Annotated in this window: 11 protein-coding genes; 5 read left to right on the top strand and 6 right to left on the bottom strand. The window is 45.5% G+C overall.

The genetic code is table 11. From position 1 onward, the window contains the following. Nucleotides 1–115 precede the first annotated feature (115 nt). From FLM48_RS14560 to cydX, 3 genes are read left to right on the top strand one after another with little or no spacing between them, the layout of a single operon-like run. Nucleotides 116–1,672 (top strand): cytochrome ubiquinol oxidase subunit I, encoded by a 1,557-nt coding sequence (locus FLM48_RS14560; protein WP_028771653.1) that lies wholly within the window; start codon nt 116–118, stop codon nt 1,670–1,672. 15 nt (nt 1,673–1,687) lie between these two features. After that, a complete protein-coding gene (cydB, locus tag FLM48_RS14555; RefSeq protein WP_028771654.1) occupies nt 1,688–2,827 on the top strand; it encodes a cytochrome d ubiquinol oxidase subunit II in 1,140 nt (379 codons plus the stop codon). A gap of 15 nt (nt 2,828–2,842) precedes the next feature. Then, on the top strand, nt 2,843–2,959 hold the full coding sequence (cydX, locus tag FLM48_RS14550; protein WP_179025134.1) for a cytochrome bd-I oxidase subunit CydX: 117 nt from the start codon (nt 2,843–2,845) through the stop codon (nt 2,957–2,959). Nucleotides 2,960–3,797: 838 nt separating this feature from the next. Here the strand turns inward: cydX and FLM48_RS14545 are convergent. The 3 genes from FLM48_RS14545 to FLM48_RS14535 all read right to left on the bottom strand — a co-directional run bounded on the left by FLM48_RS14545 (nt 3,798) and on the right by FLM48_RS14535 (nt 10,196). Continuing rightward, nucleotides 3,798–5,801, bottom strand: coding sequence for a methyl-accepting chemotaxis protein (locus tag FLM48_RS14545; RefSeq protein WP_179025133.1), 2,004 nt, complete (start codon nt 5,799–5,801; stop codon nt 3,798–3,800). Between the two features lie 206 nt (nt 5,802–6,007). After that, complete coding sequence (locus tag FLM48_RS14540) at nt 6,008–9,079, bottom strand: efflux RND transporter permease subunit (RefSeq protein ID WP_179025132.1); 3,072 nt, start codon at nt 9,077–9,079, stop codon at nt 6,008–6,010. Between the two features lie 4 nt (nt 9,080–9,083). Further along, a complete protein-coding gene (locus tag FLM48_RS14535) occupies nt 9,084–10,196 on the bottom strand; it encodes an efflux RND transporter periplasmic adaptor subunit (protein WP_179025131.1) in 1,113 nt (370 codons plus the stop codon). Nucleotides 10,197–10,333: 137 nt separating this feature from the next. Here FLM48_RS14535 and FLM48_RS14530 point away from each other — a divergent pair, with 137 nt between their 5' ends. Both FLM48_RS14530 and FLM48_RS14525 read left to right on the top strand, forming a co-directional pair. After that, nucleotides 10,334–10,954 carry a TetR/AcrR family transcriptional regulator gene (locus FLM48_RS14530; protein ID WP_179025130.1) on the top strand — a complete coding sequence of 207 codons (621 nt, stop codon included), beginning with the start codon at nt 10,334–10,336 and terminating at the stop codon, nt 10,952–10,954. Between the two features lie 177 nt (nt 10,955–11,131). Further along, nucleotides 11,132–12,019, top strand: a complete 888-nt coding sequence (locus FLM48_RS14525; RefSeq protein WP_179025129.1) for a DUF6268 family outer membrane beta-barrel protein — start codon at nt 11,132–11,134, stop codon at nt 12,017–12,019. Between the two features lie 47 nt (nt 12,020–12,066). On the opposite strand, the gene FLM48_RS14520 is transcribed toward FLM48_RS14525, so the two are convergent. From FLM48_RS14520 to FLM48_RS14510, 3 genes are all read right to left on the bottom strand, one after another. Next, nucleotides 12,067–12,627 carry a chalcone isomerase family protein gene (locus FLM48_RS14520; RefSeq protein ID WP_179025128.1) on the bottom strand — a complete coding sequence of 187 codons (561 nt, stop codon included), beginning with the start codon at nt 12,625–12,627 and terminating at the stop codon, nt 12,067–12,069. Nucleotides 12,628–12,651: 24 nt separating this feature from the next. Continuing rightward, nucleotides 12,652–13,131, bottom strand: a complete 480-nt coding sequence (locus FLM48_RS14515; protein ID WP_179025127.1) for a DUF2947 domain-containing protein — start codon at nt 13,129–13,131, stop codon at nt 12,652–12,654. 126 nt (nt 13,132–13,257) lie between these two features. Next, nucleotides 13,258–15,750 carry a 6-hydroxymethylpterin diphosphokinase MptE-like protein gene (locus tag FLM48_RS14510; RefSeq protein WP_179025126.1) on the bottom strand — a complete coding sequence of 831 codons (2,493 nt, stop codon included), beginning with the start codon at nt 15,748–15,750 and terminating at the stop codon, nt 13,258–13,260. Nucleotides 15,751–16,023 lie beyond the last annotated feature (273 nt).

Raw genomic sequence — 16,023 nt, 5'->3', positions numbered from 1 at the left:
TTTGCTGAATGAAGATGAGGCAAACACTTTAAAAATAAAATTCCTAATTAGGCATTTTTCATAGTTGATGGGGATCTAACTATGAAAAGTGACAGTAGCACCTAAGGAGTCACTGATGATCTTAGAAGAGGTTGTAGAGTTATCGCGCTTGCAGTTTGCGTTGACCGCTATGTATCACTTCCTATTTGTACCCTTAACACTGGGATTGGCCTTTTTGCTTGCCATCATGGAATCGCTCTATGTGATGACAGATAAGCAAATCTATAAGGACATGACCAAGTTTTGGGGTAAGTTGTTTGGTATTAACTTCGCGCTAGGTGTCACCACCGGTTTGGCGATGGAGTTCCAGTTCGGTACAAACTGGTCTTATTATTCTCACTATGTTGGCGACATCTTCGGCGCGCCTCTTGCTATTGAAGGCCTGATGGCATTCTTCTTAGAGTCGACCTTAGTAGGTATGTTCTTCTTCGGTTGGGATCGCTTCAGCAAGCGTCAGCATCTAGCGGTTACTTGGTTAGTTGCCCTAGGCTCTAACATGTCAGCATTGTGGATTCTAGTGGCAAACGGTTGGATGCAAAACCCAATTGGCTCTGTGTTTAACTATGAAACCATGCGTATGGAAATGACTAGCTTCGGTGAGGTGTTATTTAACCCTGTTGCCCAAGTTAAGTTTGTTCATACTGTAGCGTCAGGTTACGTTGCTGGTGCAATGTTCGTGCTATCAATCAGTGCTTACTACATTTTGAAAAAGCGTGACTTACCTTTTGCTCGTCGCTCATTCGCGATTGCAGCAAGTTTTGGTATGGCGTCAATTTTATCCGTTATCGTACTAGGTGATGAGTCAGGCTATAAAGTGGGTGAAGCGCAACGCGTTAAACTGGCTGCAATTGAAGCTGAATGGCATACAGAACCTGCTCCAGCCGGATTTACTGTGGTAGGTATGCCTAACAGTGAAACGATGCACAACGATTATGCAATCAAGATTCCATATGCAATGGGTATTATTGCTACCCGTTCATTGGATGAAGAGGTCACCGGTATTATTGACCTTATCGATGAGCATGAGGTGCGCATTCGTAACGGTATGGAAGCCTATGCGATGTTAACTGAACTACGTGCGGGTAACGAGACTCCTGAATTGCGTGCCGCTTTTGAAGAAGCGAAAGTTGACCTAGGTTACGGCTTGCTACTTAAACGTTATACCTCTGATGTTGTCGATGCGACAGAAGAGCAGATTAAAGCGGCTGCCAAAGACTCTATTCCTTCGGTTGCACCACTATTCTGGTCGTTCCGTGTGATGGTAGGTCTTGGTGTGATTATGCTGTTCGTCTTTGCTGCGGCATTCTGGCAAAGCACACGTCATAAGATTGATGAAAAACCATGGGTATTGAAAGCTGCACTATATAGCTTGCCATTACCGTGGATTGCGATTGAATGTGGTTGGTTTGTGGCCGAGTATGGTCGTCAACCATGGACGATTTCAGAAGTTCTGCCGACATTCATGTCAGCGTCTAGCCTAACTGTTAGCGACTTGTGGTTCAGTATTATCACTATCACGCTGTTCTACTCAGTACTATTGGTTATTGAGCTGTTCCTAATGATTAAGTTTGCTAAGCAAGGTCCAAGTTGCTTGAAGACTGGCCGTTATCATTTTGAAAAGCTAGACGCCTAAACAGGAGATCTGATTATGTTTGATTATGAAGTATTAAGATTTATCTGGTGGGCGCTGATTGGCGTGCTCTTTATCGGCTTTGCCGTGACAGATGGCTTTGATATGGGAGTGGGTGCGCTACTACCGATTATCGGTAAAGATGACACTGAACGCCGTATCATGATTAACTCGATTGCCCCGCACTGGGACGGTAACCAAGTTTGGTTAATCACCGCTGGTGGTGCATTGTTCGCTGCATGGCCAATGGTGTACGCCGTGTCATTCTCGGGCTTTTATGTTGCGATGATGCTGGTACTGTTTGCCTTGTTCTTGCGCCCGGTTGGATTCGACTATCGTTCTAAGATTGAAGATCCAAGATGGCGTAAAGCGTGGGATTGGGCGCTATTTGTCGGTGGCTTTGTGCCTCCACTTATCATCGGTGTTGCATTTGGTAACCTACTTCAAGGTGTGCCGTTTAACTTCGATGAGTACTTACGTGCTTATTACCACGGTGGCCTGATTGGTCTACTGAATCCATTTGGATTATTAGCAGGCCTTGTGAGCGTGAGCATGTTCATCATGCAAGGTGGCGCTTGGCTGCAAATGAAGACCGAAGGTGAGCTGCGCGAACGTGCTGCGATGGCAACTAAAGTTGCTGCTGGTCTATTGTTTGCCTTGTTTGCTGCTGCGGGTGTTTGGTTAGCTAACGGTATTGATGGTTATGTGATCACCTCTGCGATTGATACCGCAGGTGCATCAAACCCAGCGCTTAAGACAGTAGCAGTTGAATCAGGTGCATGGCTTGCTAACTACGACAAGTACCCAATCACTATGCTGTTCCCTGTGATTGGTTTAGCGATGCCATTGCTTGTACTCGCGAGCAGCCAGTTTAACCGTAGTGGTTTTGCATTCTTCTTTAGTTCGCTAGCAGTAGCGGGTGTGATTCTAACTTGTGGTGCAGCAATGTTCCCATTCGTTATGCCTTCATCTCTTGAGCCAAACATCAGTTTGACTATGTGGGATGCAACGGCAAGTCACATGACGCTAACGGTAATGACTTGGGCTGCAATCATCTTTGTACCAATCGTACTTAGCTACACGATTTGGACCTACTTGAAGATGTTTGGTCGCCTAACGCGTAACTACATTGAAAATAACAAGACGTCACTGTACTAATAAGGAGCCCTTACTATGTGGTATTTTGCTTGGATATTAGGTATTTTGCTGGCGTGTTCTTTCGGGATTATCAACGCTCTATGGCTTGAAAATACTGAAAATATGGACCGAGATTCAGAAGCTGATAAGTAATCTGACCTAGTCCGAAAAAGCCCTAACTGGTTCAGTTAGGGCTTTTTTATTGGCACAATGAGTCACTCGTTACACGACTCTCTATGCTGGTGTTGTAGCAGAAACAACAAGCATTGCAGTTATACCAATCAGTATAAGAATTTGATCTACTCAGCGCGCTTTGGGCAAACTAATTCAAGGCGAATGATTGAAACAATGGTTGTTCCCTTGTGAAATTATTCAACGCAGAAGTAGGCAGCCTAAAACGCGCCAGAATGGCGAGTTTTAGCGATTCTGATGCTGTGCTAACGAGCTTAACCGTAGAATAACTATGCTCTTCACTCGTTGCAAACCACATGGATGTGGTGAATGTCATTAATGCAGGAGCATTTAAGGACCTTACCTCAGAACCGCTAAACTCTCGCTGAGTGACTAAATGTTTATACTGATTGGTATTATTCTCACGCCAGTTGCCAGTGTATTTATTGGCGCTAAAAGCGCACATTAAGTAGTTATCATAGCTAAGGTAATTGGCAGATTGATTTGACCTTGTTTCACGCCTAATTATGTTCACGCGCTTCGGCTTTCCTTGAACCACCTTTCCTTGAACCATCTTTCCTTGAACCATCTTTCCTTGAGCCAGACTATCTTTGAACAATGTATCCTTGAACCCCATTTTTCTTGAACCATAGATTGCCTGCAAAGCCATTGCGGCGTTGTGACTAAGATTATTTAGAGAGGTGGGAAAATCATTAGCAGTGGGCTAAAGGCTGCGGAGCGGGTATTAAAAAGGCTTGAAGTCAACTTCAAGCCTTTAAGGGCAAACCTGTAGCAATGCGCATACACATGCGCATATTATCTAGGCTTTAAATACGCTAATTTTCTCTTTTAGCTCTTTGGCTAATTCTGATAGTTCGAGTGCAGCATCCACCGTTGAACCTGCGCGCTGTTCACCGTCTCGGGCGAGCTCGGTGATTTGATGCAAGTTACGGGTAATTTCATCAGCTACGGCGCTTTGCTGTTCAGTCGCACTGGCAATGCTGCTTGAAGAAATAGCAAGTTCGCCAATGCTGTGGGTAATATGATCCAGCTGCTCGCTAGCTTCCTCCCCTTGAGTGGCTGACTCATTGCCCAATTGATGGCTTTGCCCCATCTGATCGGCGGTCACCTTGATTTGCGATTGCAGCTGGGTGATTGTTTGGCCAATTTCTGAAATTGATGTCTGGGTGCGCTGTGCTAACGTGCGTACCTCATCGGCCACCACGGCAAAACCTCTTCCTTGCTCTCCCGCTCGTGCGGCTTCAATCGCTGCGTTGAGGGCCAGTAAGTTGGTTTGCTCGGCAATCGAATTAATCACTTCGGTCACTTGGCTAATTGCTTCACTTTCTTTACTGACATTTTCTACGCTTAGGTGACTATCATTGAGCTGTTGGCTTAGCTTGCCCAGCCCTTCGACCACGAGTGCTAATTGGCTGTGACCTTCACGTGATGCGGTATCAACCTGTTGGCTCTTGTTAGCACCTTCACTGGCGTGGGTGGCGACATCTCGTATCGATGTCGACATCTCTTCAATTGCGGTAGCGATTTGATCAGTTTGTGCCATTAGCGATTGCGCTTCTTCACCGTTAAGCTTGGCAATTTCTTGCGCTTCGCTGGCTCGTTGTTCCAATCTTGTGACAGATTGGCCAAGGGCAGTGATGAGCTGGCGCAGTCCGTCGGCCATTTGTGAGGTGCTGATGGTGATCTTGTCCACCTCATTTTGACTGTTGCTATCGGGTTGCGCAAACTGCTGTGACAAGTCACCGCGACCGAGTTTATCGAGTTGCTGCTGCAATACCCGCAGTGGCCTAAGTGCCTTAAGCAGTACAAAAGACAACATTAATGTAATGATGATAATGCCAAACACCGCGACAGCTGCATTAATACTCAAAAGCTTTAAGCTCTCTTCTTTTAACTCAGCCACTTTAGTTTGACCCACTAATACCCAGTTCCACCCTGGAATAGTGAGGCTATAGGCATACATGTCATCCCCTTGTGGGTTTGGGTATTGCCACGAGCCTTGATTGGTGTTGGCCTGCTGTTGATTAAGGCCGTTAAGTACCTGAGCCGTTACCGGCGTACCAAATTCATATTGAGGGTGAGAGACAATACTTTGATCGATTGCGCGTATAAGCATAAACAACCCAGACTCTTCAAGGGTTAAGCTGTTCATGGATTGTCTTAGTTCAACTAAGGAGTCGGTAATATCAAAGCCGATGTACAAAATACCTATCACATTGCCCTCAGGCCCTGTAATGGGGCGGTAGACGGTCATATAGTCTTTACCGAATAGATGGGCATAGCCTTCGTACACATCGCCTCGCATTAAGGCATTATAACCTGGGTGTTTTTGCCCTAAGTAGGTGCCCAGTGCCCGTTTACCATCGGCCTTTTTCAGTGAGGTTGAGATGCGCAGAAAGTCATCGCCATCTTTAACAAAAACCGTAGCTGTACCACCGGTAATATTTGAGTATCTGTCTACTTTACTTTTTGACGCGTTAATTTGTTCACGTTCATGGGCAAGAGCCGGGGTAGGCTTACCGAGTACTCTAACTGTTTTGTCCGGTAGCCTAAATTGTCCAGGGTACATTCCCCGTAATACGTCGGCATTACGGCGAGCAATGGCCAGCAGACTGCTGTATTGCAGTTCTATCAAGTCAGCAGTGCTTTGCATTTGGTCGTGCATCGCCGAAATGCCTTTTTCCTCAAGCACTTTAGCGGCGGTAAAATAGGAGATACTGCCTAACACACTGAACACGACAATCGTTAGCAGCAGTGAGAGCACACCAATCTGCTTGGCAATTGGCCAGTTTTTATAATTCATTGCGGTTCATCCATTACTCATTTTTATTGTGCGATTAATGTATATCAAATTGTGATTAAATTAATTGATATAGGTCTAAGGTAAGGCGACAAATAAAAGTGAATACTTAGGTCATGTTGATTTGTTGTTTGTGGTCAAACAATATCTTAGCGATGAAAAAATGGTGTCTTGACTGTGATTATGCAGCCAAGACACCGAAGGGTTGATTAGGCTATGTTAGGTTGCTGCTGCTGTTGTGGGCAGCGAGGTTTCATGATGAGTTTGTACATTGTTGGCACCCAAATGAGTGACAGTAAGGTTGTCAGCAACGTTCCTCCGGCAATGGCAATGGCGAAAGGTGGCCAGAAACCACCGCCGGCAATGATTAGTGGTAAGAAACCGCCAATGGTAGTAATGGTAGTGGACCCTATGTGTCTGCCACAACTGCTAACGACATCAACAATGGCTTCAACACTGCTTTGCCGCGCATTGGGCTGATCTTCTAGCTCGGCTAAAATGACAATGGCAGCATTAATGGCTAACCCCATCAGGCCAAGTAAACCGATGATAACGGTAAAACCAAACGGGTAACCGAACACATAGACTGCGAGCAACCCTAAGCCTGTCGATTGGAATGCACTGGCTAGGATGATGGCTGTCAGTCTAAATGAGTTAAATGATAGAACGATGGTGGCCAACAACAGGGTCATTACCAGCACAATGTTTGACAACAAGTTACCTACTGCTTCATCACGTTTTGCGCTTTCACCACCGACCTCAATGTGATATCCCGGCGGCAGTGCTAACGCATTGAGCCTTTCCTGAACATCATTGAGCACAGTTTGTGGTAATACACCGGCAGCAATATAGGCCTCAACGGTATTGACCCGCTGCCCATCACGGCGGGGTATGGCTCCGCGACTCACTTCTATTTGGCTACTCGCGAGCGCGGAAAGCGGAATGCCGTGGCCACTGCTGCTGAGTAAGCTAATGTCGCTCAGGTTGGTTTGTTGCTCGCGAGTGACATCGTCAACCCGCACCCTAATCGGCAGTGACTCAGTTTGTTCTAAAATGCTGCCGCCGTTGACACCTGTGGTCGCCATTTGTATTTGCTGTGCAATATCAGTGAGCGTTAAGCCACTCATCATACTGGCATCTTCATTGACCTGAAACCATACTTTTGGCGCGCCAGCACTGAGGGTGGAGCGAGTATGGATAACATCATTCGTTTGCGCCAGAATGCGCCGCACTTCGTCACCAATGATCCGCAGTTGTTCAAGGTTAGGGCCATAAACACGTAGCTCAACTGGGGCATTAAATGGCGGGCCTTGCTCTAGTTTTCGAACTAAAATTTGCGCGCCGCTGAAGTGCTTATCCAAGGTATTTTGCAGCTGGGGGATCAAGGCATTGGCGCGGTCAAAATCAGTCACTTTCACCATTGCTTGAGCATAGTGGGCCGCACCTTGTTGACGTTGTAACAGGTTGTAGTAAAACGAGGGCGCATTGCCGCCGACCACCCAGTCGATACGTTCAACACCCGCTTGCTCGCGAATGTGTTGGTCGACATCCAGTACCATGTTTTTGGTATTAGTGATGCTGGAGTAGGGGGGTAAATAGACTTCAACCTGAAACATGTCGCGATCGCTTGGCGGGAAAAACTGCTCCGTCATCTGCCCTGAAGCGATAAATCCGGCGATAGGCAGTGTTCCTATGACTAATCCCGCTAAAAGAGGACGCTTTAACGCCAAGGTTAATGAGCGTCTAAACGCGTTGCTCACCACTGGCAGATCAATACCTTTTTGATACCAGTGTTGGCCTTCACCGTCAGAGCCAAAGCGCCCGGCCAGACCGGCAATGAGCGTGTGTGAGATAAGGTAAGAACCGAGTAATGCAAACATCACAGAGATGGCAATGCCACCTACAAACTCACCCGCCGCACCTGGCATTAATACAATAGGCGCAAACGCCAACATTGTGGTGATAGTGGAGCCCGCCAATGGCAACCAGAAATGCTTTAGTGTATCGCCAACGGCTTGTAATTTGTTAAGCCCTTGGGCGCGCCGCTGTGCAATGGCATCAACAATCACAATGGCGTTATCCACCATGATACCTAATGCAACGACAAGACCCGTGACTGACATTTGGTGGATCGGCAAGTTGACGTACTTCATACAGGTGAGCGTAAACAGCGCCGTTAGCGGTAAAGAGATGGCGACGATCACCGCATTTCTTAAGCCTAAGGTCAGCATCAATACTAACAAAATGATAATGAAGCCCATGAGTAGGCTACCGATAAGATCGGTTAAACGCACCGTGGTATAACTTTCTTGGTCAAACAGCCACTGCACTTCGATATTGGCGGGAAAGCTTGCCTGAAGCTCAGTCACAACACTGTCGATACGGGCTAGCCATTTATCAATCCGGGTATCGCTGAGCATGCGCGCCGACACCATCACACCCGGTTCGCGCTCAATGAGGGCGAGGGAGTTGACCGGTGTTTTGGGTTGGCGGCTGACGGCGGCAACATCTGCTAATCTAACGATTTGGCCGCTAGCGTCGACTTTCAGTGGGACCTGACCTACGCGGGTGATGGAGTCGAGTTCACCCGAAACCTCGACTAACGCGCGGAAATGATTATTGCTTAGCTCTCCTGCTGATATTTTTGAATCCGCATTAGCTAGAATTTGTGCAACCGCTGCAGGTGACAGACCGATTTGATTGACTCGCTGCCCATCTAATTGCACGAGGATTTCTTCTTCTGGGGCGCCATATAGCTTGACGAAGTCGGTGCCTGAAACCAACCTTAGCCGGCTCTGCAGCTCTTTGGCGTAGCGGTTTAAGATATCTGTACGTACTTCGCCACCACCTTTCCACACTAAGCCCAGAATGGCAGTATTGGCATAGCCTAATTGATCATCTAATAGGCTATTTTGGGCGCTGGTGGGCAATTGCGCACGGCCGTCGCTGACAAGATCTCTGGCCCGTGACCATACCGAATCCGTGTCGATGATATTATCTTTAAGTTCGAGAGTAATGACTGAAATCCCTGGACGGGAAGTTGACTGCACTAACTTAAGTTCTTCTAAACGTCTAAGTTGCTCTTCAAGCACTTCAGTAACCAATGCTTCAACACGTTCTGCAGAGGCACCAGGATACTGAGTGATCACCGTGGCGAAACGGTTGGTGATCTCAGGATCTTCCATGCGAGGTAAACTAGAGATGGCGCCTAAACCGGCCACAATCAATAGTGCGATGGCTAAGCTGGCAAGGCGAGCGTTTTCGACCAATGACTTTACCATGGGGTTACCTCGCCGCTGTTGCTGTGGTCGTAATGACTTGCTGACCAACCACGAGCTTGTGTAATCCACCACTGACAAATTGTTCGTTGTTATTCACCGCACCGACAATAAATGCTTGATCGTCGCGGGTATAAACAATCTCGACATCGCGTCGCTCAACTACCAATTTACCGTCACTATTAGGTTGCAGTACATACAGATTCCACAACCCCCTTAGACCGTCTGTCAATGCCGAGATTGGCACCCAAAATCCCGCTTGTTCAACGGCCTTTTGGTAGTGTAAATAGGCTAGCTCCCCGTTTATGACTTTTGCATCTTGAGGCAATAACAGCCTTAAGGGGACGGTACGGGTAATGGGGTTAACCTCTGCGCCTATACCGGCAATGGTGGCTTGGAATTGTTGCTTACCAACGGAGATAGGCAATTGGGTACCGTTGCTGAGCGTTTGAGCGATGTTAACCGTCACGCCTACGTTTGCTTGGGGGTTATTGTCTTCTACTAGTACAAATATCGGTGAGCCTGCAGTAACCACCTCGCCAAGGTTGTTGCTGCGCTTGGCAATGGTGCCACTAAATGGGGCTATTAAACGTGATTTTTCGATACGCAGTGTATTAGCTTGTAGCGAAGCATTAAGGCGACTTTTCGCCGCTTTCAAGCTGTTTAACTGACCCTTTAGTTCATCTAAGGTTTGGTCGGATGCGTAACCTTGTTTTTTGAGTTCCAAACTCCGATTTAAGGTACTTTGTGCGAGTTCGAGATCGGCGTCATTCTGATTCAGACTCGCAAGTAGCTCCTGTTTTTCAGCCTCTAAAAGTACGGTGTCGAGCTCGGCGAGTAACTGGCCTTTAGCAACACTATCACCACTGTCAACAGCAAGCCGCTTTATCTTACCCGCAAGCTCAAACCCGACACCGGTAGTGTTACCGGCGCGAATACTACCGGTAAAGGTTTGTGTCGCTTGATAGTGGTCAACTAATTTAAGCGTCTGACTGCTTACGCTAGGGTAGGTTAGCGCACTTGTTTCTGTTGCAACGTCCTGTTGGCATGCACTTAACAAACCCACTAAAACGAGTACGGTCATCGTTTTCTGCATTGGGCCTACTGCGAAAATTGTCATGTGTTGTACTTCCGTTGTTTAAGATAAGTTGTAAAACAGTTAAACTAGACTTGCGAGTCTAGATTAATAAAACTGGACTGTCTAGTCTAGTTTTTGTAAAGTTGTTACGAAAAATAACGATAAAAGAGCTAAACCATATGCCGACAACTGTTCAACCTTTAAGTCGTAGTGAAAAAAAGCGCGCTCAAGTACTTGAGTCTGCAATAGAACTTTTTTGTGCGCAGGGGTTTCCTAATACCAGCATGGATGAAGTGGCTAAACACGCCGGTGTGTCTAAACAAACTGTTTACTCACATTTTGGCAGTAAAGATGATCTGTTTATTGCATCAATCACCTCGAAATGTGTCGTGCATAACATGACCGAAGGTGCGTTTGTTGAGTTAGAAAATCCTGAAGCTGCGTTAATAGATTTTGGTATCCATTTTAACGAGATGATTGTTAGCCCAGAGGCCATTACGGTATTTCGCGCCTGTGTTGCCCAACATGAAACCCACCCAGAAGTCTCAGAACTATTTTATGATGCCGGCCCAGAGAATTTACTGGGCCTGCTTGCAGACTATCTACAACGTATTCAAGCACGAGGCGAGTTTGATTTTGGCAATCATCGTCACGCCGCGGTGAGATTGTGTTTAATGCTCTACGGTGAAATGAGACTAAAACTCGAATTAGGGCTAGATACTGCAGGTTTGGAAAATGAACAATCCGACTATGTTAAGGATACTATTAGGATGTTCTTACGCGCCTACCGTGTGGGTTAATCTGCGCCGGTATCCTCCTTGCTGATACATCAGTGAATAATGTTTAGCAAATTGTCACACAAAGGTGATCGACTTCAACTTGGCTTTCGTACATTATGCAACAATAACAATATCGTCCGTTGTTGATCACTCAATAAGTTAAGCGTCGGACACCTATTTTTCGCTAATGGAGTTAGCATGAACTTTGTTAAATTAAGTACTGTTGTGGTTGCATCGTCTTTGCTGTCAGCTCCTAGTTATGCTGCCGGTAAACCTTACTCTCCTTTCAGTGTGTCAGTATCGCGAATTTCTACCTTTGAAGCAGATGTCGGTGACCAAGGTCAAAATCTGCAGCGGGATACTTGGTTGCTGGGGGCAAAAACCGGTATTCCGATCAATCGTCAATGGTCTATTGGATTGAACGTTAATTACGACAAGCTCAACTTTGACTGGGCACAGAACAATCAAACCTTGTTTGCCAATAATATTGCGCCTTGGGGAGATGTTGACCGTTATGGGGCAGGGCTCTCTTTAATGTATCGACCCAATGCCCAGTGGATGTTCATGCTGGCGCCTAAGCTGCAGTATGCCTATGCCGATGGTGCATCGTCTTCTAATGCGCAAAGCTATGGTGTCGTTGCATCGGGTATGTATCGTTTTGGAAATGGCAACTTGCTGGGTTTGGGGGTGGCTTACCTTAATGATATCTCTGAAGTTCGTACTGTGCCTTACCTCGCCGTGAATTGGCAGATATCTGAACAGTTGAAGCTTAGTAACCCTTTTAGTGCCGGTTTTAGTGGGCCTGCGGGTTTAGAATTGAGTTATCAATTTACCGACACGATCGATATGGGTTTTGGCGCATCTAAACGTACTCAACGCTTTTTAGTCGCCGATGACGAACAGACAATTGAGATAGATGAGTGGGTCAGCTTCTTGCGTGCCGGTTGGGCGGTCACAGATTCGCTAATGTTAAATGGCTATGCAGGTTACTATTTCAACAGTGAAATGGAGCTCAATAGTCCAGAAATCGTGGAAGAGATTGATAATCAGACAGCGCTGGCGCTGGCGTTAGAATACAAATTTTAAACTCGTGCCCCAGTTATTTGGCTGGGGCAGTATTTAAGTTAATTGGCTTATTGACCCAACATTGCCTTTTTAAGGCTCTTCTGCGCAGGTTGGTCACCCAACCAAATTTTCAGTAGTGCTTGACGGAATGCTTCTCCGCTAATGGTGTCTTGTGCCTGGCCGTTCTTATATGCCGTGACTCCAGTTTGCTTTTGTGCCAATAAAGTAAACTGATCATTTTGTTTTATTTCATCGGAAAATAGCGCCATAAAGGCATCAATCTGTGGCTGAATGGCCTGGGTATCACCATCGGTTGCATCATCAAAACCTTCGATGATGGCTGCCTTCATTTTATCACTAGTGATCATACCTGAGGTGATATTGAGCCGCACTGCGACACTGGGCTGTGCCAGAATATCGTCAAGTTGCTGACTTGGCTGCGACAGGTATAGGCTGCCAACATAAAGATCGATAAAAAACTTGCTGCGAACACCCGCACCATTTAACACAAGCGTGTCTTGTGCTGGCTTAATATTATCAGCGATTTCAATACCGCTAACCGTGGTGGCTTGTGCAGGTATTGCTAGCAGACACGCTGCAGCGAATATACTGGTTTTGAGGGACTTCATATAACCTCTTTAAATAATTATGGCTTAACCGCGTGAGCCAACTTGATATTGACCAGACTGATGGAATATCGCCGCCTGTTTCTTCTTTGGCGAGATAAGCAAAGGACCGTCATCAAAAAACAAGAAGCACTTCCAGTTGCGCGCAAATACACCCCAAGTTGTTTCTATGACTTGATACTTTTCATAGCAAAAATAGACCGGTGCTTCTTCTAGCCAGTCAAAATGTAGCTGCAAAATTTCTGGCATGGATGAATCTTCACTGTCCCACGCACTTTGCCAATGGTCTGTTTCACTCCAGGCATCGCCTTTTGCAGCCCAGTCACCCTTAGCAAATTGTTCGCTACGGCTGCTGCGGTTACTAATCCACTTGTTCCAAACTTCCATCGACGATTTTTGATCTAATGGTTTGATGAGTGCCTTATCGGCCTCAGAGACAGGAAGATCTTTGTGATTAAAAATCCATTTGCGTTTGTATTGTTCAAGGGGAAGGTAGGTGTGTGCCACAATGCCTCAAAGGTAAAAAATGAATGACCCGCGCATTATAACCCCAGCCAATATATGAATGCGAGTATTGTCATAAAGGTCAATCAAACAGGGCGAAAGATAGTCCATCTTTCACCCTGATACTGGCTATCCGCCTACCTGTTGTAAATAATTTTTAGCGGCGTAGTTGTCCGGGTCGATATCGAGCACCTGTAGGAAGCAGGACTTAGCGCCATCAATTTGGCCAACCTCGGCTAAGAAAATACCTAACTTCAGTGTTACCGGAATGTCCTGAGGGTATTTGTCCAAATAGTCTAGATAGACCTCGAGCGCTTCTTGGGGTCTTTCTGCCAGTCGTAAACTATGCGCGTATAGTGGCAGGTATTCATCACTGAACTTTGTTAGTGCTGGGTAATGTTGTAATGCGGACTCTAAATCGCTGAGTTTGAGGCTTAATTGCACAATTTGTTTGAGCTCCTCTTCGTGGCGATCTGATTCAGGCGTTTGCATTACCGCTGTCAACGCCTGTGCGTTGTCGCCTTCTAGCGTGTATTGATAACTCAGAGCGAGATTATGCAAGCGTGCCACAAGCAGATCACTATCGATGAAAGGCGCGGTATATTGTGCCATCTTTGAGATGCCTAACAGGTGCTTAGTTAGCATCAAGGTTTGTAGCTTAAACTGGGCTTTATCTAAGGCTCTAACCTGCTTATCTTCTGGTGTATTGATGTACGCTTTAACAATAAACAGGTCTAGATAATCTTGCTGGCACTGCGCCAAATTAGCCTTATCAGTACTTGAGAGTTGCTCATATTTTTCAGGATTACGTTGCTGCCAAATGAGTGCGCGGCCGCAAAGATCATTTTCACGCCAATATTTAATCAATTCATCTAAATTTGGACTGCTTGAGAATTCTGCTGTTCGCATTGCTAATAGGGTTAAAGCTTGCTCGACATGGTCTAGTATTTCATTACCCATATCCTTAAAAGCATTGTAGTAAATGCGGGTTCTAGCGTTAATTTCTTCTTGGGTCCAGTCACTGCCTTCATCCATCGATTTGGTCGACAGAAAGTGACTGAACTCATAGTAACCATAAAACTTTATTAGTGCAGAAAGGCTACTGTATTGGTTATTCAAAGACGCTTCAATTTTCTCAAGTTTGTTAGCAAACTTTGCTACTTTTTCATTACTGTTTATGTTTTTTTCTATTTTATCGATTAGGTGAAGTGCATCAGAGTTTTTCTCAATGAGTGCGTTGAGCTTCTTGCGGGTGGTGATTAGTTGATCGCTAGCGTGACTTAGTGATTGCAGGTATTCTTCGTTACTACAATGGTGCTGGCTAGGACTGAGTAGGGCTCGATGCTCGGTACTAATTCGATTAAGCTTTATGTCCGTTGCAGCTTGATATATTACTCCAGGAATTTTAGCGGCATTTTTTGATAAATTAATATAGGTTGGATTACTATTATCTCTTACCTGTTCGGCGATTGACTCTGCTGCGCCCAGAAGTTGTATCGGGGTTTCTGCCATCTCTCCGGAATAGGTTTCGACCCATTCATACATAGTGCCAATATTGGGGCCTAAACTTGCGCCATAGGTTCCTGATGTATGGCTAACGCCAGCTTGCGAATGACAAAAGTCAGCGCCTAACATCAGAATTTTTTCAAACCCCATTTCAATCGCAATCTCTAACGCGGCGTTGGTCACTGTGGGTCCCATGGAACGAACATTGTCGTTAGCGGCCGAGCTAATCCAAGGGTATTTGGTTCCTGTATACAGCACACTTCCACCCCATTGCCCCAAAATAAGCGGCGTGACATGGTAAGAGCAGATAAGCAAAGATTGCGCAGGAAGGGACATGAGGTCTTTATTGACATCAAAGCTCACCGCTTGCGGATCGACTGATACAATAATGTCTGGCTTAATTGCCAATGTTTGCAATTTTCCAACAATACGCGAAACGGCGATAATGACTAAATTGGCTGCATTTTCTTTCAACCAAGCCACTTCGTCATCTAAAGAGGGGCCCGCTCCTAAAATAAGACAAGTTTTGCCAATAAATTTTTGCTTAAGTACACTTGCGGGTCTGTTGGTTTCCGCCATGTTTTTTAGTTGAGTCTTCACGAAAGACTTTTGAGAGAAGCCAATACTCTGCTCGAAGAACTCTTGCTTAAGCGTATTGTCTACGCTGGCATATAAAATGGTGTAGCTTTCTAGGTGGTTACTCTCAACGGCTAAGGAACGGTGTAATCTAAACTGTTGTTTAACGATATAGAGATTAAATTGGGGTTCTTTGATCAGGTCCGCGAATTCATCAAAGCTAACCACATGAATCATTTCTTGTTGTTCAGCTGGGATATCAATAGTTAACATCGACAAAACAGTATCGGATTCAACAAAAACATATTTGCTATTTTCGGTCGCTAAGCTGTTCATCACAAAGTTGGCAAATAGGCCTGAGTCTAGCCCAACAATGATGTGCAGCGTATCTTCGATTGAGAATGATGTCTTAAATTTGTTGTTGTAGAGAGTGGTAGAGTCGATTTTTTCGAATGTTTTTCGATTTACGCTGGGTAAATAGTATTCGTTAAATTGACTGACAGCGAATGTGCTGGCTATCTCGGTCTGATTGTTTAGCATTTTACCCTCTACGATGGCTTGTCGAAATGTCTGTCAAAAAAATGGCACTGTAAGTACTTATTAGGTTCATTTCTTTTGTATTCAGACAAATGCGATTTTCATGCCATCACTTATAGCATATATCAGTGATTGAGCGAAAAAATGCGCAAATAATCGGGTTCATCGGCTTTCTATACAAATAATGTTAGACATCGAGCATTAAGTTACTAAAATTGAAAGTATTTATAATAATAACCAGCTAGACATTGCCACTGCGTGATATTCAACAAGTTT

It is taken from the genome of Shewanella sp. Scap07 (genome assembly GCF_013394145.1).
Lineage (GTDB): Bacteria > Pseudomonadota > Gammaproteobacteria > Enterobacterales > Shewanellaceae > Shewanella > Shewanella waksmanii.
The sequence above is the reverse complement of the archived record's forward strand: the minus strand, read 5'-3'. Positions and strand labels throughout refer to the sequence as shown.